Origin of the sequence: Luteimonas sp. MJ250, assembly GCF_039548455.1 — a bacterium.
GTDB lineage: Bacteria > Pseudomonadota > Gammaproteobacteria > Xanthomonadales > Xanthomonadaceae > Luteimonas.
In genome coordinates this window covers 176,936-195,255 of the sequence record NZ_JBCLVB010000014.1, presented here as the reverse complement: position 1 = coordinate 195,255, position 18,320 = coordinate 176,936, and the positions used below count along the sequence as shown (strand labels likewise).

Here is an 18,320-nt window from a genome sequence, read left to right as displayed (position 1 = left end):
AGCGGACGCCGGTGCGGCGTCGGGAGGGATGGCGGCATCCTGCGCGCAGCGTGGAGCCTGTTCATCTTAGGCCAGGGCTCCTCCACCATCGTGCGCTGCCCCGGGACGCTGCGTTCCCGGTGCTGCGGGCCGGCGCTGCGGCTACCTGGCGGGCGCCGGTGCGGGCAGGGCGTCGCCCGCGGACCAGGCCTGCGCCTGCAGCTGGTCCAGGAGCGCGACCACGCGTGCGCGCGTGGCGGCGCCGTGGACTGGCAGGACCAGGCTGTCACCCGCACGCGCATCGGCCAGGATCAGGCGCGTGGCCTCGGCTTCGTCCAGACACTCGACGATGGCATCGGCGGCCACGCCGCCGTGCAGCAATGCGTCGCGCAGCAGCTGTGCCACCGCGCCGCTTTCGCGGCCGCGCATATAGGCACTGTCCATGTCCTTGAGCACGACATGGTCGGGCCGGAAGGACGCGGCGGTGGCGGCAAGTTCGGCGATGGCCTGGTCGCTGCGGTTGCCGGCCTGGCCCAGCAGCAGGTGCAGGCGGCCAGCCGGGTGATGCGCCTGGCGCACCAGCCCAAGCAGGTGCTGAAGTCCGTCCGGGTTGTGCGCGTAGTCGACGTAGACCTGCACGTCGCCGCCAAGCGTCCAGCGCTGCAGCCGGCCGGGATTGTCGTCGTGGGCGCGGCCGAAGCGCGCGAGCACGGTGCGGATGGTGTCCGGGCTGATCCCCAGGCATGCGGCGGCGAGCGCGGCGGCGGCGCAGTTCTGCACGTTGTGCGCGGCCAGGCCGCCGAGGGTCAGGGGCATGTCGGCGACTGCGCCAAGGTCATGTGCAGCGACTCCGTCGAACAGTCGCAGCCGGCCGTCGCGCACGCCGCAGCTGCGGCGGCCATCGCGGCGTGCCTGCTTCAGCAGCGGATGCCCGTCGTCGGTGGAGAACCAGGCCAGCGGTGCGTCGAGGCGGGCAGCATGTCGGCGCAGCAGTTGGTTGTCGGCGTTGAGCACCAGCGTGCCGGCAGTGCCGATGGCGCGGGCCACGGTCAGCTTGACCTCGGCCAGGCCGTCGAGGTCGTGGATGCCGTACTCGCCGAAGTGATCGGGGCTGACGTTGGTGACCAGGGCCACGTCGGCGCGCTCCACGCCCAGGCCGCGGCGCAACAGGCCGCCGCGCGCGGTCTCCAGGATCGCGGCCTGCGCCTGGCGGTTGCGCAGCAGCGCGCGCGCGCCGCCGGGGCCGGAGTAGTCGCCGTCTTCGATCAGCGCGCCGTCAAGGTAGATGCCGTCGGTGCAGCTGTTGGCGGTGTGCCAGCCGTGCGCGATCGCCATCGCGGTGAGCAGGCGCACGGTGGTGGTCTTGCCGTTGGAGCCGGTGACCAGGGCGACGGGGATGGTGTGCAGCGCCTGCCACGGCACCTCGTGGGGGAGCGGCAGTGCGGGGTTGTCCCAGGTGAGGCTGCCGGTGCCGAGGCCGATGGAGAGCTGTTCGTCGTCCAGCAGCAGCGGCAGCTTGTGGGCAAGGGCGCTCTCGCGAAGGGCGCGAAGACGGGGCAGGTGTTCGGCGGCGGCGGCGGCGCGCAGGATGCGGAACGCTGCGTCGTCATCGTTGATTGGCGCGTGGGCCGGCTGCAGGGCGGGTTCGCCGGTGTCCATGCCCGCCGCTGCAAGCGTGGACAGCCAGGCCCATTCGTTGACTTCGGTGGCGGTGTACAGCCGGTCGGCCGGCGCCGCGAAGGCGAGGCTGGCGCCAGTGGCGTGATCGCGCACCACGACCGGGCCATCGGGCCAGTCCAGGACAGCGCGTGCGCGCTCGATCCGCTGTCTCCAGCCGTCGATCAGGGCGCGCGGGACCGGTGCGCCGACCCCGGTTTCCAGCACCACGCCGGCGTCGGCGAAGTACAGGTTCGGACCGGTCAGGCGGCGTGAGTCGTCGAAGGGCAGCGGCGCGGGTGCGGTCATCGGGCGTGCGGTCAGTCGCTGTCTTCGTCGGGGACGAATACCAGGCCGCGCTCTTCGCGCACCAGGCCTTCCAGGTCGAGCGTCGACTCCTCGATGGCGAGGGCCAGCGGCGGTGCCTGGACGGGCTTCGCCGGGCCGGTCGCAGCGCCTTCGGGCCTGAACTTGGTGACCTGCTTCCAGGAGCGGGCCAGCGCATCGGCGAACAGCAGCAGCAGGTCGCCGGCCTGGCCCATGCGCAGGGCGGCGTCGATCGCTTCCTGTTCGTCGGGGATGACCGAGATCGCGGCGTCGTCGACGCCGGCGTCGCGCAGCGCGCCGGCGATGATGTTCGGCACCTCGTCGCCGTCGCGGCCGCGCAGGTTGTCGTCGCGGCGGCAGATGTAGTGGTCGAAGCGCCCGGCGACCGCCTGCGCGATCGCCACCAGGTCCTCGTCGCGGCGGTCGCCCGGCCCGGCGACGACCACGATCCTGCGACCGTCCACGTCCAGGCGCTGCGCCAGGTCGGCCATCACCCCGACCGCGTGCGCGTTGTGCGCGTAGTCGAACAACACCTTGAACGGATGCTCGTTGAACACGTTCATCCGGCCCGGCGCCTGGAAGAAGGTGGTGTCGAAGGTGCGCAGGCCGTGGCGGATGTCGTCGAGCTTCAACCCAAGCGCGAACGCCATCGACGCGGCGAACATCGCGTTCTGCACGTTGTGCAGGGCGCGGCCTTCCAGCGTCGCCGGGATCAGGTGGGTCCACAGCAGAGGGATCTGGCTGCCCTTGTCGTAGAGGGTGATCATGTGGCCGTTGACGCCCTCTTCCAGCGCGCAGGCGCGGCCGCCGGCGCGCACGTGCTCGCGGACCAGGCCGTGGCCGGTGTTCATGGTCACGTAGCAGATGGTGCGCGCCCTGGTGTAGCCGGACATGCGCAGCACGTTGGGATCGTCGGCATTGAGCACCGCGCATTCGTCGGCCACCTCGACCACGATGCGCTTGATCTCGGCCAGCTGTTCAAGCGTGTCGATGCCCTTCAGCCCGAGGTGATCGGGCTGGACGTTGATCACCGCGCCGACGTCGACCCGGGTCACGCCCATGCCGGCGCGCAGCAGGCCGCCGCGCGCGGTCTCCAGCACCGCGAGATCCACCGTCGGGTCGCGCAGCACCATGCGCGCGGAGACCGGGCCGGTCATGTCGCCTTCGACCGTGCGCTGGCCGTCGATGTAGACGCCGTCCGTGGTGGTCAGGCCGGGGGTGTGGCCGGCCATCTTTGCGATGTGCGCGAGCATGCGCGCGGTGGTGGTCTTGCCGTTGGTGCCGGTGACCGCGGCGATCGGCACCCGCGCCGGCGAGCCCGGCGGGAACAGCATGTCGATCACCGGTCCGGCGGCGTCGCGCGGCGTGCCTTCGCTCGGCGCCACGTGCATGCGGAAGCCGGGGGCGGCGTTGACCTCGCAGATCGCACCGCCGATGCGCTTGTAGCTTTCGGTGATGTCGGGGGTGATGAAGTCCACGCCGCCCACGTCGAGGCCGATCGCGCGCACCGCACGGATCGCCATCTCGCGGTTGTCGGGATGGATGACGTCGGTGACGTCGGTGGCGGTGCCGCCGGTGGACAGGTTGGCGGTGGAGCGCAGCGGCACGACTTCGGCGGCGGCCGGCACGGAGTCGGCGCTATGGCCGGCGCGTTCGAGCATCAGCTCGGCCTGCGCATCGAGCTCAAGGCGGGTCAGCACCTTTTCGTGGCCTACGCCGCGGCGTGGGTCCTGGTTCACCTGTTCGATCAGCTCAGTGATGGTGCTGCGGCCATCGCCGACCACATGGCCGGGGGTGCGCCGGGTGGCGGCGATGAGCTCGCCGTTGACCACCAGCAGGCGATGGTCGTCGCCCGGCTGGAAGGTCTCCACGATCACCGAGCGCGAGTGCGCCTGCGCAGCCACGAAGGCCTCGCGGATCTCGTCGTCGCCGGTGATGTTGATGGTGATGCCGCGGCCGTGGTTGCCGTTCCAGGGCTTGAGCACCACCGGCCCGCCCAGCCTGCGCGCCGCCTTGAGCGCGTCGGTCTGGCTGGAGGCCATCTGCTGGCGTGGCACCGGCAGGCCGAGCGCGGCGAGGATCTTGTTGGTCTCTTCCTTGTCGCTGGCGAGCTCCACCGCGATGTAGGACGTGCGCCCGGTGACCGTGGCCTGGATGCGCTGCTGGTAGCGACCGTGGCCGAACTGCACCAGTGACTGCGCGTTGAGCCGCAGCCAGGGGATGTTGCGCTCCTCGGCGGCGCGCACCAGGGACGCGGTGGACGGCCCGAGTGCGCCGCGCTGTGCGTAGCGGATGAACTCGTCGCGGGCGACATCCCATTCCCAGTCCTCGGGAACGCTGCCGGCGGGACGGAGGTCGGCGGGCAGCAGCGAGGCGATCAGCCGCAGCGCCAGGTTGCCGGCGGCGATGCCCTCTTCGCGCTGCACGTACTCGTAGACCACCGTGTACACGCCGGGGCGGTCGTCGACGCTGCGGGTCTTGCCGAAGGTGACGTCCTCGCCGGCGATGTTCTGCAGCTCGATCGCGACGTGCTCAAGCACGTGCCCGATCCAGGTGCCCTGGTCCTCGCGCATGCGGCGCAGGAAGCCTCCTGGCTCGCGGTAGGAGCAGCCGTGCTCGGCCAGGCCGGGGAGGGCGGTCACCAGGCCGTCGATGAAATCCGGCCCCAGGCGTGCGGTCGGCCACTGCTCCAGCTCACCCAGGTCGAGCAGCAGGCGGATCACCGGGAAGTGCGCGTGGAGCGAAGGGCCGACGTAGACGGAGCGTTCGAGGATGCGCATGGGTGATTGCCTTCGGTCAGGTCTTGCGGGTGGCCAGGCGTCCGGCCGAAGCCCGTCGCGTGTGCAGGTTGAAGGTGGCGCCGGCGATCAGGATATGGACGCCCAGGCCCAGCATGCACACCGGGTCGTCCTCGTCGGCGTGCGCCATCGATGAGAACTGCAGGTCGTGGGCATCGACCACGGTGACTGCGCCGCTGCCTTCCACTTCCAGTACGTCTTCGGGGGAGATGAAGGCCGCGGTGTCCTCGTCCAGGCCGATGCCGATCGCGAACGGGTTGTAGGCCAGCGCGGCGGTGAGCCGGCCGAGGCGGTCGCGCTGGCGGAAATGCTGGTCGATCACGAAGCGGTTGGTCAGGCCGAGCCCGGGCGCGAGCCGCACGCTGCTGGCGCGCGGCGAGGATCCCTCGCTGCCGAACGCGATCATGTGCTCGCTGAGGAAGCCGGCGCCGGCGCTGGTGCCGGCCACGGGCACGCCCTGCGCGTTGCGCAGGCGGATCGTGCGTGCCACGTCGGTGCCGCCGAGGATGGTCGACAGCCGCAGCTGGTTGCCGCCGGTGAAAAAGATGCCGCTGGCCTGCTCCAGTCGCGCCAGCCGGTTGGCCTCCTGGCAGTCGCGGCGGGTGTCGAAGTCGACGACCTCGACGCTGGCCGCGCCCATGCCGTCGAACAGTTCCTCGTAGCGCACGCCGGTTTCCTTCAGTCGGCTGGCGGTCGGGATCACCACGATGTCGGCCTCGCTGCCGCCGCTGAGTTCGACGAAGCGCTTCAGGATGCGGGGGTTGGTGTCCTTGTCCTCTGCGCCGCCGATCGGGATGATCCAGCCGCGTTGCTCCCCGTTGGCGGGTTTGCTCGGCATCAATGGGCTCCTGTCTGGTCGTTGTGTCGGGATGAACCCTCGAACGTACCATGCCGCAGCACCGCGCCGTTCCGCAGGTGTGGGCGTCCGCCGGCGAACACGTCGCTGACCGCGCCGCTCCCGTCGATGACCACGAAGTCCGCGTCCGCGCCGGCGACGATCCGGCCCTTGCCGGGCAGCCGCAGCAGGTCGGCGACGTTGCTGGTGAACGCCGGCAGTGCGTCTTCCAGCGCAACGCCGCGCGCCAGCAGTTCCTGCAGGGTGTCGGCCAGGGCGCCGGAGTGGCCGACGTCCATGCTGGCGACCCGCCCTTCGGCATCGAAGCAGGGCAGGCAGCCGCCCGCGTCGGAGCTGACGGTGACCCGTTCGCGCGGAGCGCCGCTGTCGAGGTAGCGGACCAGCGCATCGGCCGCGTTCCATGCGTCTTCGCCTTCGGCCACCGGGAAGGCGGTGATGTCGATCGTGCAGCCGCGCCGCGCCAGTTCGATGGCTTCGTCGAACAGCGCCTTGCGGCGGTTGACGTGGGTGGGGTTGAACACCCGCGGCGGCAGTTCGCTCTGGTCGAGCGCGCGGCGCACCAGGTCCAGGCCGCGCGCGCCGTCGCCCAGGTGCAGGTGGACGATGCCGGCCTTGCCGGTCATCAGCCCGGCCACGTGCGTTTCGGAGGCGATCCGCAGCAGCTCGTCCAGCGTCGGCTGGCTTGAACGGTGGTCGCTGATCGCCAGCTCGCCCACACCGATCAGGCAGTCGATGAAGGCGAGGTCGGCGCGCACGCTGCCGGTGATCGTGGCCGGCGGCAGGTGGTAGCCGCCCGCGTAGCCCCAGGCGGACAGGCCTTCCTCGCGCAGCGCATTGACCTGGGCCACCAGGTCACGGATGCCGCGGGCAACGTCGTCGGTGCCCAGCAGGCCGACCACCGTGGTCACGCCGCTGCGGGTGTAGTGCGAGAGCATCGGCGCCGGCACCCGGCTGGCGAAGCCGGCTTCGCCGCCGCCGCCGGTGACGTGCACGTGGCCGTCGATGAAGCCGGGCAGCAGCCGGCGGCCGCGGAGGTCGACGGTGGAGGCGCCGAATGCTTCGGGCAGGTCGGGCGCATCGGTGCCGATCCACAGCAGCTTGCCGCCGCCAAGCAGCAGATCGCGGCGTCCCAGCGGTTCAGGAGCATATACGTCCGCGTTGCGGACCAGCGTTGTCTTCATCGAGGCAGGTTGGAATGCGCCGGGCATGGCGTCAAGCAAGGCGGATGCGCGGCGTGGCGTCGTGAACGGCACGCAATGGCCGCGCCGCGGGCGGGGGAGTAGCGTCGGGGCATCACCGCAGGCGGAGGCCGCCATGTCCACGCTCGTTCCCAACGTCCGCCCGGAGCCCGACCAGGCGATGGTCGACATCGCCGACTACGTCACCGGCTTCGCGGTCGAATCACCGCTGGCCTGGACGACCGCGCGCCACTGCCTGCTCGATACGCTGGGCTGCGGCCTGGAGGCGCTGGAGTATCCCGCCTGCACCCGGCTGCTCGGGCCGATCGTCCCGGGCACGGTGGTGCCGAACGGCGCGCGGGTGCCCGGCACCGGCTATCAGCTCGATCCGGTGCAGGCCGCTTTCAACATCGGCGCGATGGTGCGCTGGCTGGACTTCAACGACACCTGGCTGGCCGCCGAGTGGGGGCATCCGTCGGACAACCTCGGCGGCATCCTCGCCGTGGCCGACTGGCTGGGCCGCACCGCGATCGCCGAGGACCGACCGCCGCCGCTGATGCGCGACGTGCTGCGCGCCATGGTCAAGGCGCACGAGATCCAGGGCTGCATCGCGCTGGAGAACAGCTTCAATGCCGTCGGCCTGGACCACGTGGTGCTGGTGAAGGTGGCCTCGACCGCGGTGGTGGCCGGGCTGCTTGGCCTGTCGCGCGACGCGATCGTCAATGCCGTCTCGCAGGCCTGGGTGGACGGGCAGAGCCTGCGCACCTATCGCCACGCGCCCAATACCGGCAGCCGCAAGTCCTGGGCCGCGGGCGATGCCACCAGCCGCGGCGTGCGCCTGGCGATGATCGCGGCCACGGGGGAAATGGGCTGTCCGGGCGCGCTGACCGCTCCCGGCTGGGGATTCTACGACGTGTCGTTCAAGGGCGAACCCTTCCGTTTCCAGCGCCCCTACGGCAGCTACGTGATGGAGAACGTGCTGTTCAAGATCAGCTTTCCCGCCGAGTTCCACGGCCAGACCGCGGTCGAGGCGGCCTTGCTGCTGCACGACCGGCTCGCGCGCGCCGGACGGCGCGTGGAGGAGGTCGCCGCGGTCACCATCCGCACCCAGGCGGCCTGTATCCGGATCATCGACAAGCAGGGTCCGTTGGACAATCCGGCCGACCGCGACCACTGCATCCAGTACATGGTCGCGGTGGCGCTGATCTTCGGGCGCCTGACCGCGGCCGACTACGAGGACGAGGTGGCCGCCGACCCGCGCATCGACCGGCTTCGCGCGAAGATCGCCTGCGTGGAGGATCCGCAGTACACCGCCGACTACCACGATCCCGCGAAGCGCAGCATCGCCAACGCGCTGACGCTGGCTTTCGAAGACGGCACCGCGCTCGACGAAGTCGCGGTGGAGTACCCGGTCGGGCACGGGCGCCGTCGCGACGAAGGCATCCCGCTGCTGGAGGCGAAGTTCCGCCGCAACCTGGCGCGGCGGTTCCCGGTCGCGCGCCAGGAGGCGATCCTGGCCGCCAGCCTGGACCAGGCGACGCTCGAGGCGATGCCGGTGCCCGAGTACGTGGATCTGTACGCGAACTGAGGCCTACATCGTCTCCGCGGGCGTTGCCGCGGCGACTTCGGCCGCATCATCCGGGCGGGCAAGATCCGCGGCGTCCAGCGGGTCGGCGGTGGACGCGGGCGGCGGCGTTGCGGCGCCGCCGGTCCGGGCCACGCGCCAGATGGTGTTCGACAGGTCGTCGGCCACGATCAGCGCGCCGCGCGGATCCACGGTCACGCCGACCGGGCGGCCGCGGGTGGTGCCGTCGTCGTCGCGGAAGCCGGTGACGAAGTCGACGGGATCACCCGCAGGGCGGCCGTTGCGGAAGGGCACGAACACCACCTTGTAGCCCACCGGCTCGGCACGGTTCCAGCTGCCGTGTTCGCCGACGAAGGCGCCGTCGGCGAACTCCGCGCCCATCACCGGGCTGGAGAAGTCGACGCCAAGCGCGGCGACATGCGAGCCGAGGGAGTAGTCGGGAACGATGGCAGAGGCCACTTTTTCCGGATCCTGCGGACGCACGCGGTCATCGACGTTGCTTCCCCAGTAACTGTAGGGCCAGCCGTAGAAGCCGCCGTCGCGCACCGAGGTCAGGTAGTCGGGTACCAGGTCCGGGCCGATCTCGTCGCGCTCGTTGACCACGGCCCAGAGCTGGCCGCTGCCGGGCTGGATGGCGAGCGCGGTGGGATTGCGCAGGCCGGTCGCGTAGGGGCGGTGCATGCCGGTGGCGACGTCGATCTCCCAGACCATCGCGCGGTCCTGCTCGGCGAGCATGCCGCGCTCGGTGATGTTGCTGTTGGAGCCGATGCCGACGTAGAGGAAGCGTCCGTCGGCGCTGGCGGCCATCGCCTTGGTCCAGTGGTGGTTGATCTCCGACGGCAGCAGGGTCAGCACCTCGGGCTCCGCCGCGCTGGCCTGCGTCTGCCCTGGCTGGTAGTCGAAGCGCACGACGGCGTCCTGGTTGGCTACATACAGATCGCCGCCGATCAGGGCCAGGCCGTAGGGCGCGTCGAGCTCGTCGGCGAACACCGTCTGCAGTTCGTACACGCCGTCGCCATCCGCGTCGCGCAGCAGGGTCAGGCGATTGCCGCTCTTCACCGAGGTGGTTCCCGCGGACTTGATCGGCCCGGCGATCACGTCCTTGGGCTTGAGGCTGGGTGCCTTGCCGCCGCGGCCCTCGGCCACCAGGATGTCGCCGTTGGGCAGCACCAGGGTCTGGCGCGGGATCAACAGGTCGGTGGCGATGGCGCTGACCGTATAGCCCTCGGGCACCACCGGCAGGCGGTCGCCCCAGCCGGCGGGCTCGGCGATCACCATGTCCGGCATCAGGCCGCGATGCGGCTCGGGCAGGTCCGGGTTGGCGCCGTACTGCAGCGGCGCGGACTCCTTGCCTCCGCAGGCGGCGAGGGCGAGGCTGAGCATCGCGATGGCGGGCAGGGGATGGCGGTTCATTTCACTTCTCCGATGCGCGGGCTGCTGAAGCCCAGCCAGGCCGCGATCACGGCCAGCACAACCACGACCACCGACAGCACCAGCCCGCCGGGCATGCTGGCCCAGGCGTCGCGTGCGTGCATCAGCGCGTTGAAGAAGCCGACCACCCAGGTCGCGAGCAGCAGAACGAAGTGCAGGACCGATGCCCGCGTGCGCCTGGATGCGGCCAGGCCGAAGAGCGCGCACACCAGCGAGAGCGCCAGCACCACCAGGCCGCTGGCGATCAGCCAGGACGCGAAGTTGTTCCACTGGATCTCGTAGGTGCGGGCGTAGGCGATGTCGCTCAGCAAGGCGCCGATGAACAGCGTCAGGGCCCCGCCGGACAGGGCTGCGTGCGCCGGGTGATACGCGGGCGCGAATCTGCGAGGAACGGTAGCGACCATGGGCGGACCTCCTGCGTGGACGCGATGGCGCCCGGGTGGGTTGCGGCCTCCGTCGGGGCCGATCCTGAACCACGTTACTCCGCTGCATTTGAGGAAGGCGTGCAGGGCCGGGCCGGCAGCACCGGCGGGTCACGCGCCGGTGATATCGTCACGGACCCTTCCGCGCATGCCGGGTCTGCCATCCGATGGGTACCTACGCACTCGGTTCCGTATTCGCGCCGGCCTCGGTGGTCCTGGTCGGCGGCAGCCCGCGGGAGCGCTCGCTGGGCCGGCTGGTGCTGGGGCAGATCGTCGAAGGTGGCTTCCCCGGGCGCGTGGGCGTGGTCAATGCGCGCTATCCGTCGATCGGCGGCGTCGACTCTTCGCCGCGGCTGGACGCGCTGGGCTTCACGCCGGAGCTGGTCATCATCGCCACGCCACCGTCGAAGGTCGCGAAAGTGGCCGCCGCCGCCGCGGATGCCGGCGCACGCGCGGTCATCGTGCTGACGCGCGGCATGGGCGAGGGCCCCGATTCGCACAATGCCGCGCTGGCGGCGGTCGCGCGCGAGCGCGGCCTGCGCGTGGTCGGGCCCAACTGCCTGGGTGTGATCGCGCCGCATTCGAAGCTCTACGCCAGCTTCGCGGCGCACCGGCCGCCGCCCGGCGACATCGCCCTGGTGTCGCAGTCGGGTGCGGTGGGCGCGGCGATGATCGAATGGGCGCATGCGCGCGGGGCGGGTTTCTCCGCGGTGGTTTCGCTGGGCGATGCGGTCGACGTCGACTTCGCCGACCTGCTCGACTGGTTCGCCGTCGACCGCCACACGCGCGCGATCCTGCTCTACCTCGAACACGTGCGCGACGCGCGCAAATTCCTGTCCGCCGCACGCGCGGCGTCGCGCGGAAAGCCGGTGGTGGTAGTACGCCCGGGCCGGCACCTGCGCCGCGCACCACCGCACTCCAGCCATGCCGCGGCGCTGGCCACCCCTGACGATGTCTATGACGCAGCCTTCCGCCGCGCCGGCCTGCTGCGTGTGCGCGCACTCGACGAGATGTTCGCCGCGGCCGAGACGCTCTCGCACCTGGGGAGCGTGCCCGGCAAGCGCCTGGCGGTGCTGACCAACGGCGCCGGCACCGGCCTGCTCGCGCTGGACCTGCTGCAGGACCTGGGCGGCGAGCCGGCGCGGCTTGCGCCGTCGACCGTGGAGCGCCTGGACGCCACGCTCGAACGCGGCTGGTCGCGCACCAATCCGGTGGACCTGCTTGGCGATGCGGACGGTGCGCGCTACACCGCCGGACTGGAGGCGCTGCTCGATGACCCGGGCAACGACGCCATCCTCGCAGTCAACGTGCCCACCGTGCTCTCCGCGCCAAGGGAGACCGCGGAGGCCACGGTCGCGGTGCTCAAGGCGCGGCCACGCGGCGCGGCGCGCAAACCGGTGCTGGCGCTGTGGCTGGGCGATGACGACGGCGCCACCGGGCTGCTGGGCGATGCCGGCGTACCGACCTATGCCAGCGAGACCGAGGGCGTGCGCGGCTTCATGTATCTGGTCCGCCACCGCGAAGCCCAGGCAGCGCTGATGGAGACGCCGCCGAGCCTGCCCGACGACTTCGCCTTCGATCGCGCCACCGCCCAGGCGCTGGTGGACGCGGCGCTTGCCGAAGGCCGCGAATGGCTGGACCCCGCCGACACCGCGCGCCTGCTGCGCGCCTACGGCATCGACCTCGCCACGCCCGTCCAGGCCGCCGATCCGGACGCCGCCGCGGCCCTGGCCGCGCCGATGCTCGCCGATGGCGGCACGGTCGCGGTCAAGGTGCTGTCGCCGGACATCGCGCACAAGTCGGACGTCGACGGCGTGCGCCTGCATGTCGGCAGCGCCGAAGCAGTCCGCGAGGCCACCGCCGAGATCATCGAGCGCGCGCGCAGGCTGCGGCCAGAGGCCCGCATCGACGGAGTCAGCGTGCATCCGATGGTGCTGCGCGCGAAGGCGCGGGAGGTGATCGCCGGCATCGCCGACGACCCGGTGTTCGGGCCGGTGGTGGTGTTCGGCCGCGGCGGCACCGCGGTCGAGCTGATCGACGACAAGGCGCTGGCGCTGCCGCCGCTGGACCTGCGCCTGGCGCACGAGCTGATCGGCCGCACCCGCGTCTCGCGCATCCTGCGCGCCTACCGGGATGTGCCCGCCGCAGACGAACGCGCGCTGGCCCTGGTGCTGGTGAAGCTCGCTCAGCTGGCCGCCGACATCCCCGAGCTGCGCGAGATCGACATCAACCCGCTGCTGGTTGATGCCGGCGGCGCGGTGGCGGTGGATGCGCGGATCGCGGTGGCGCCGTCTACGCGCCTGCACCGGGGCCGCGGCCACCCGCGCTTCGCGGTGTTCCCGTACCCGACCGAGCTCGAGCGCACGCTCACGCTGTCCAGCGGCCGCCAGGCTTTCCTGCGCCCGGTGCGCCCGGAAGACGACGCCATGTTCCGAAGCTTCTTCGAGCACGTCAGTGCCGAAGACCTGCGCCTGCGTTTCTTCCGCGCCGTGCGCGACTTCAGCCACGACTTCATCGCCCGCCTGGTGCAGCTGGACTACGCGCGCTCGATGGCGCTGGTGGCGATCGATGTCGAAACCGACGAGATGCTCGGCGCCGTGCGCCTGCTTGCCGACTCCGACTTCCGGCGCGGCGAGTACGGGATCATGGTGCGCTCCGACCTGAAGGGCGCCGGCCTCGGCTGGCGCCTGATGCAGCAGATGATCGAGGTCGCGCGCTGGATGGGGCTCGAGACCATCGAGGGCCAGGTGCTGCGCGAGAACAGCACCATGCTCGCCATGTGCCGGAAGCTCGGCTTCAAGGTCGTGCCGGATCCGGATGACGCCACCCTGATGCTCGTGACCCTGCCGGTCGAAGCCTCTCCACCGATTTAAGCTGGCTTTTCGTGGAGCGGCCATAGCCGCTCGCACAGAGTCCCCGGCCGCTCCCGCGAGTCCTTTGGCAGCTCCCACAGGCGCTCTGGCCGCTCCTGCAGCCCATCCGGCAGCGCTGCGGGATAATGCGCACATGCGCAAGATCCTGCACATCGACATGGACGCCTTCTACGCGTCGGTGGAGCAGCGCGACGATCCGTCCCTGCGCGGCCGCCCGGTGGTCGTGGCCTGGCGCGGCGCGCGCTCGGTGGTGTGCGCGGCCTCGTACGAGGCGCGGGTGTTCGGGGTGCGTTCGGCGATGCCGGCGGTGCGCGCCGAGCGCCTGTGCCCCGACGCCGTATTCGTGCCGCCGGACTTCGTGCGCTACAAGGAGGCGTCGAAGCAGGTCCGGGCCATCTTCCTGCGCCACACCGACCTCGTGCAGCCGCTGTCGCTCGACGAGGCCTACCTCGACGTCACCGCGCCGAAGATCGCCTCACCCAGCGCCACCGAAAGCGCGCGCATGATTCGCGCCGAGATCCGCGAGGCCACCGCGCTCACCGCCTCCGCGGGCATCGCGCCGAACAAGTTCCTGGCCAAGATCGCCTCGGACTGGAACAAGCCCGACGGCCAGTTCGTGGTCAAGCCGTCCCAGGTCGAAGCCTTCCTGACGCCGCTGCCGGTATCGAAGATCCCGGGCGTGGGCAAGGTGATGGAACAGAAGCTCGCCGACATCGGCGTGGCCACCGTCGGCGACCTGCGCGCGTTCGCGCTGGAAGAGCTGCAGGCACGCTTCGGCAGCTTCGGCGCCGGCCTGTACCGGCGTGCGCGCGGCATCGACGAGCGCCCGGTGGAGCCCGACCAGCCGGTGCAGTCGATCTCGGCCGAGGACACCTTCGAGCACGACCTCACGCTGTACGAGTTCGAGGACGCGCTGCGCCGCCTGGCCGCCAAGGCCTGGGATGCCACGCGAAAGACGCCGCGCGTCGGGCGCACGGTGGTGCTGAAGCTCAAGACCTCGGATTTTCGCATCCTCACCCGCAGCCATACGCCCGACATGCCGCCGGCGACGCTTGCGGAGTTCACCGCCATCGCGCTGGCGCTGCGCGAGCGCGTGTCGCTGCCGGCGTCGACGCGCTACCGGTTGGCCGGGGTGGGGCTGGCCGGCTTTCGCGATCCGGAGGAAGCGCCGCTCCAGGCGCCGTTGTTCGCCTCCTGCTGAAGCGCCACGCGTCGCGCGGGGCGCAGTTCCAGCCACAGGCTGTAGGCGGCGGTCAGCGCCGGCAGCAGGTTCTGCAGCACGCCCACGGCGTCCTGCTTGTCGGAAAACACGAAGTACGCCAGCGTCAGCCCGCTGCCGCACAGGCTCAGGATCCAGAAGCTGCGCGGCACCACCGCGCGCCCGGCGCGCCGCGATGCGCCGAACTGCAGCAGCCATCGCGCGCCGAACAGCAGCGCGCCGAACACAGCGCATCGGGCACCTGCGCCCCGACCGCACCGGCCAGCGCATCGAGCTGCCGGCGGATGCCAGCTCGGAGCTGGTGGTGATCGCGGAGGCGCTCAACGACTACATCGCCCGCAACGAGCTGTACGTGCAGCGCGAACGGGTGTTCATCGACAGCATGAGCCACGAGCTGCGGACGCCGATCGCGGTGATCTCGGGCGCGGCGGAGCTTGCCGCCGCGCAGACCGGCGTGCCGGACGCCGCGCGGCAGCAGATCGCGCGCATCAGCCGCACCGGCCGCGAGGTCGAGCGCCTGATCGCGCTGCTGCTGGTCCTGGCCAAGGAGCCGGGACGCCTGGCGCAGGCCAGCGATCGCATCGACCTCGCGCAGCTGCTGCCCGAGATCATCGATGACCACCTGCCGATGGCGCGCGAGAAGGGTCTGGTGCTGGCGCTGCAGCCGCCGCCGCGCTGCAAGATCCTGGCGCCGATGCCGGTGGTGCAGGCGGCCATCGGCAACCTGCTGCGCAATGCGATCGAGAACAGCGACAGCGGCGGGATCGACATCCGCATCGATGCCGCCGCGGTGGTCATCGATGATCCCGGACACGGCATGACGCCCGAGGAGATCAGCGCGATCTATGCGCGCATGGCGCGCGGCGGTATCGGCCTGGAGCTGATCTCGCGGCTGTGCGAGCACCTGGGCTGGACGCTTGAGATCACGTCGCGGCCGTGGCAGGGCACGACGACGCGCCTGGACCTGTCGAAGGCCCGTGTCCTTGCCTGAGCGGCCCGCCTTGCGCTGGCCCGCCCGCGGTGCGCCGGCGACAATTGCCGTCCGATGAAGCCGAGGAGACGCCCTGTGTCATTCCCCTGGTCGCTGGTGCTGTTCGACCTCGACGGCACCCTGGTCGACAGCGCCGCCGACATCGCCGAGGCGGTCAATCGCACCCTGGAAGAACTCGGCCACGCGCGCGAGGACGAAGACACCGTACGCGCGTGGATCGGCCTGGGCACGCACGTGCTGCTCGACAGCGCCCTGCGCCACGCCGGCAGCGATGCCGATGTCGACGCGGTGATGCCGCGGCTGATGGTCCATTACGAAGCGTGCCTGCTGCTGCACGCGCGCCTGTATCCGGGCACCACGGAGACGCTGGCCGCGCTGGCGGATGCTGGCGTGGCGATGTCCATGGCCACCAACAAACCCGAGCGCATGGCGCGCGTGCTGAGCGATGCGATGGGCATCGACCGCTGGTTCACCCACGTCGTCGGCGGCGACACGCTGGCCGAGCGCAAGCCGGATGCAATGCCGTTGCTGCACCTGGCGGCGCTGCACGGCGTGTCCGCGGCGGACACGCTGATGGTGGGTGATTCCGAAGCCGATGCCGGCGCCGCGAAGGCGGCCGGCATGGACCTGGTGCTGCTGCGGCACGGGTATCCGCGTGATTTCGACCTGGAGCGCGCGGGGGCGGTGGCTGTCCTCGATGGACTTGAGGGTTTGACCACCCTTGCCCGTCCTTGACGTCCGCCGCTCCCACAAAGGCGGCGGCCTACTTCGCGGGGCGATAGCGCAGCGTCAGCCCGTACTCCCGTCCCGGCTGGTTGAACCACGCGATCGTCTCGTAGTCGCGGTCAAACAGGTTGCTGGCCCGCGCCTGCAGCGTCCACTCGGGATTGATCGCGTACTCCACGCGCAGGTCCACCGTGGCGAAACCGCCCAGGCGCACGGTGTTCGCCGCATCGTCATAACGCGCGCCGCTTCCCAGCACCGATGCGCCGATGCGGAAATCGCCGAGCGCGCGATCGACGTCGATACGCCCGTTGTTGCGCGCGCGCCGCGGCAGCAGCCTGTCGTGGTTCGGTCCAGGCGACAGGTTGCGGGGATCGATGTGGCCGAGCTCCGCGCCGAGGTCCCAGCCGGCCAGCGTCGCGTGCGCGGTCAGTTCGGCGCCGCGGATGCGCGACTCGTCCACGTTGAGCAGGGCGAAGTCGGTGTCGTATCCGATCAGCTCGTCGATCCGGGTTTCGAACACGTTGAACGTCCAGCCCCGGTTCTGCCCCTGGCGCGCCAGGCCCATGTTGACCGTGCGCGACTCCTCCGGCCGCAGGTCGGCATTGCCATACACGGGGTAATACAGATCGTTGAAGGTCGGAGTCTTGTAGCCGGTGCCGGCGCTGGCGGTCAGGCGCCAGCCGTCGGCGAAACTGAAGCCGTAGCCGACGCTCGCGGTGGCATGGCCGCCGAACTGTTCGTTGTCGTCGTGGCGCAGGCTGGCTTCGAAGGCATGCGCATCGAATCGGCCCTGCCAGGCGACGAAGCCGGCGGTATTGTCGCGGCGGTCCTCGATGTAGGCCGTGCTGGCCTCCACCGCGTCGCGCATCCAGTCGATGCCGACGCTCAGCACCTGGTCGTCGCCGATCGCCACGTCGCCCTGCGCCGAGGCGGTGAAGCGACGGGTGTTGATGCGGCTGGCAAAGTCGCGACTGTCGTCGACGGGATCGTGGAAGCGGGTCAGGGCGCGGTCGTCCGAGCGGCCCACGCGCAGGTCCAGGTCGACGTTGGCGCGCGGCCGCCACTTCAGTCGCGTGCCCAGAACCTGCTGCCGGTTGTCGGCCTCGTTGCCGCCGAAGATGCTGCCGTCGTATTCGTTGAAGGCATCGGCAAGCAGCGCATGGCCTTCCAGATCCAGGGTATCGGACACCTCAACGCCGCCGCGCAGGCTCACCGACGCGTTCCGGTAGCCGTCGCGGTCGGGCTCGTCGACGAAGCAGCCCGCGCCCCAGCCGGCAGCGGTGCCGCGGCAGGCGTCGATGCCGTCGGTGCGCTGCCACGCGCCCTGCGCCTGGAACCAGGCGCGCCCGGTGCGCCGGCCGATGCCCGCGCTGGCCGCGCGAAAGCCGTTGTTGCCCGCGCCCATGCTGAAATTGCCCTGCATCGGGCCTTCAGCAGGCCGCCGGGTGAAGATCTGCACCACGCCGCCGATCGCCTCGGCGCCGTACAGGCTCGAGCGCGGCCCGCGCACCACTTCGATGCGTTCGATCTGCTCCAGCGGCAGGTCCTGGAACGAGCTCATGCCGGCGGTGGCCGAGCCGATGCGCACGCCGTCCACCAGCACCAGCACGTGGTCGGATTCGGTGCCGCGCAGGAACATCGAGCTGAGCTTGCCGGCGCCGCCCTGGTTGGCGAAGTCCATGCCGGCGCGACCGCGCAGCAGGTCCAGCAGCGAGGTGGCCTGGCTGCGTTCGATCACCTCGCGGTCGATCACCTGCACCGGGACGTTGCTGTCGATGGCATTGAGCTCGGTGCGCGTGGCGGTGACCACGATCGTGTCGAGCTCGGTGGCCTGGGCCCGGCCGGCGGCACGGGCAGCGGGTGACAGGGCCAGCGCGATCGCCAGCGGGAGAAAGGTGTAGTGCGGCTTCATTCGGAAACTCCATGCGTCGCGCACGCCCGCGCGACCGGTGTGGAAGAAGTCGCGCGTGGAGGATCCGACGGAGGGCGACATGCGGGGCACGGCGCAACTGCCGCCGCAATGCCCTCCGCATCGCAACCAGTGGCTTCCGGGCCGGTCTCCGGGCTCGCGGGCGGGCGGCGTGCAGTGCCGACCAGCCCCGGCGCCTTCCCGTGCGGATGCACAGTGGCGGTTTGCCGGGGTGTTTCCTCGCTTACCGTTGCGGGGGCAGCGCCGGAATGCTTCGCCCGCGTGGCGCGGACGGAAGGTCACCGGCTTCCCGTTTCAACCCTTGGGGGAATCCCCTCGGGTCACCAGAAAGTGCGCGCAGTGTACGGCA

General features: G+C 71.0%; 11 protein-coding genes, 2 pseudogenes and 1 riboswitch. Of the genes and pseudogenes, 5 read left to right on the top strand and 8 right to left on the bottom strand.

Features of this window, described 5'->3' with window-relative positions:
• Nucleotides 1–141: 141 nt before the first annotated feature.
• Genes WCE37_RS12045 through iadA form a run of 4 tightly spaced genes read right to left on the bottom strand, consistent with a single transcriptional unit; the run spans nucleotide 142 to nucleotide 6,797 of the window.
• Nucleotides 142–1,944: a Mur ligase family protein gene (locus tag WCE37_RS12045; RefSeq protein WP_343279574.1), complete on the bottom strand. Its 1,803-nt coding sequence runs from the start codon at nucleotides 1,942–1,944 to the stop codon at nucleotides 142–144.
• An 11-nt stretch (nucleotides 1,945–1,955) separates the two neighbouring features.
• Nucleotides 1,956–4,742, bottom strand: coding sequence for a cyanophycin synthetase (gene cphA, locus WCE37_RS12040; protein ID WP_343279573.1), 2,787 nt, complete (start codon nucleotides 4,740–4,742; stop codon nucleotides 1,956–1,958).
• 16 nt (nucleotides 4,743–4,758) lie between these two features.
• Entirely contained in the window at nucleotides 4,759–5,598 is an 840-nt protein-coding gene (locus WCE37_RS12035) for a cyanophycinase (RefSeq protein ID WP_343279572.1), read from the bottom strand.
• Nucleotides 5,598–6,797: a beta-aspartyl-peptidase gene (iadA, locus tag WCE37_RS12030; RefSeq protein WP_343279571.1), complete on the bottom strand. Its 1,200-nt coding sequence runs from the start codon at nucleotides 6,795–6,797 to the stop codon at nucleotides 5,598–5,600. Before iadA ends, WCE37_RS12035 begins: the two co-directional genes overlap by 1 nt.
• A 133-nt stretch (nucleotides 6,798–6,930) precedes the next feature.
• On the opposite strand from iadA, the gene WCE37_RS12025 reads away from it, so the two are divergent.
• Entirely contained in the window at nucleotides 6,931–8,382 is a 1,452-nt protein-coding gene (locus tag WCE37_RS12025; RefSeq protein WP_343279570.1) for a bifunctional 2-methylcitrate dehydratase/aconitate hydratase, read from the top strand.
• A 3-nt stretch (nucleotides 8,383–8,385) separates the two neighbouring features.
• Here WCE37_RS12025 and WCE37_RS12020 read toward each other — a convergent pair whose 3' ends face one another.
• Together WCE37_RS12020 and WCE37_RS12015 are read right to left on the bottom strand one after the other, a co-directional pair.
• A complete protein-coding gene (locus WCE37_RS12020) occupies nucleotides 8,386–9,792 on the bottom strand; it encodes a sorbosone dehydrogenase family protein (RefSeq protein WP_343279569.1) in 1,407 nt (468 codons plus the stop codon).
• The gene (locus tag WCE37_RS12015) at nucleotides 9,789–10,214 is read right to left on the bottom strand and encodes a DUF2231 domain-containing protein (protein ID WP_343275356.1); all 426 of its coding nucleotides are present in this window, start codon (nucleotides 10,212–10,214) and stop codon (nucleotides 9,789–9,791) included. Before WCE37_RS12015 ends, WCE37_RS12020 begins: the two co-directional genes overlap by 4 nt.
• A gap of 185 nt (nucleotides 10,215–10,399) precedes the next feature.
• Between WCE37_RS12015 and WCE37_RS12010 the strand changes: the two genes are divergently transcribed.
• Nucleotides 10,400–13,105, top strand: coding sequence for a bifunctional acetate--CoA ligase family protein/GNAT family N-acetyltransferase (locus WCE37_RS12010; RefSeq protein ID WP_343279568.1), 2,706 nt, complete (start codon nucleotides 10,400–10,402; stop codon nucleotides 13,103–13,105).
• Nucleotides 13,106–13,238: 133 nt separating this feature from the next.
• Nucleotides 13,239–14,306 carry a DNA polymerase IV gene (gene dinB, locus WCE37_RS12005; protein ID WP_343275354.1) on the top strand — a complete coding sequence of 356 codons (1,068 nt, stop codon included), beginning with the start codon at nucleotides 13,239–13,241 and terminating at the stop codon, nucleotides 14,304–14,306.
• A gap of 20 nt (nucleotides 14,307–14,326) precedes the next feature.
• On the opposite strand, the pseudogene WCE37_RS12000 reads toward dinB, so the two are convergent.
• Nucleotides 14,327–14,548, bottom strand: a pseudogene (locus WCE37_RS12000) (lipid-A-disaccharide synthase N-terminal domain-containing protein); the annotation flags it as partial.
• A 2-nt stretch (nucleotides 14,549–14,550) separates the two neighbouring features.
• On the opposite strand from WCE37_RS12000, the pseudogene WCE37_RS11995 reads away from it, so the two are divergent.
• Together WCE37_RS11995 and gph are read left to right on the top strand one after the other, a co-directional pair.
• A pseudogene (locus WCE37_RS11995) lies at nucleotides 14,551–15,315 on the top strand (HAMP domain-containing sensor histidine kinase); the annotation flags it as partial.
• Between the two features lie 75 nt (nucleotides 15,316–15,390).
• Complete coding sequence (gph, locus tag WCE37_RS11990; protein WP_343279567.1) at nucleotides 15,391–16,050, top strand: phosphoglycolate phosphatase; 660 nt, start codon at nucleotides 15,391–15,393, stop codon at nucleotides 16,048–16,050.
• Between the two features lie 28 nt (nucleotides 16,051–16,078).
• Here gph and btuB read toward each other — a convergent pair whose 3' ends face one another.
• Nucleotides 16,079–17,953 (bottom strand): TonB-dependent vitamin B12 receptor, encoded by a 1,875-nt coding sequence (gene btuB / locus WCE37_RS11985; RefSeq protein WP_343279663.1) that lies wholly within the window; start codon nucleotides 17,951–17,953, stop codon nucleotides 16,079–16,081.
• 121 nt (nucleotides 17,954–18,074) lie between these two features.
• Nucleotides 18,075–18,314, bottom strand: a riboswitch (cobalamin riboswitch).
• Nucleotides 18,315–18,320 lie beyond the last annotated feature (6 nt).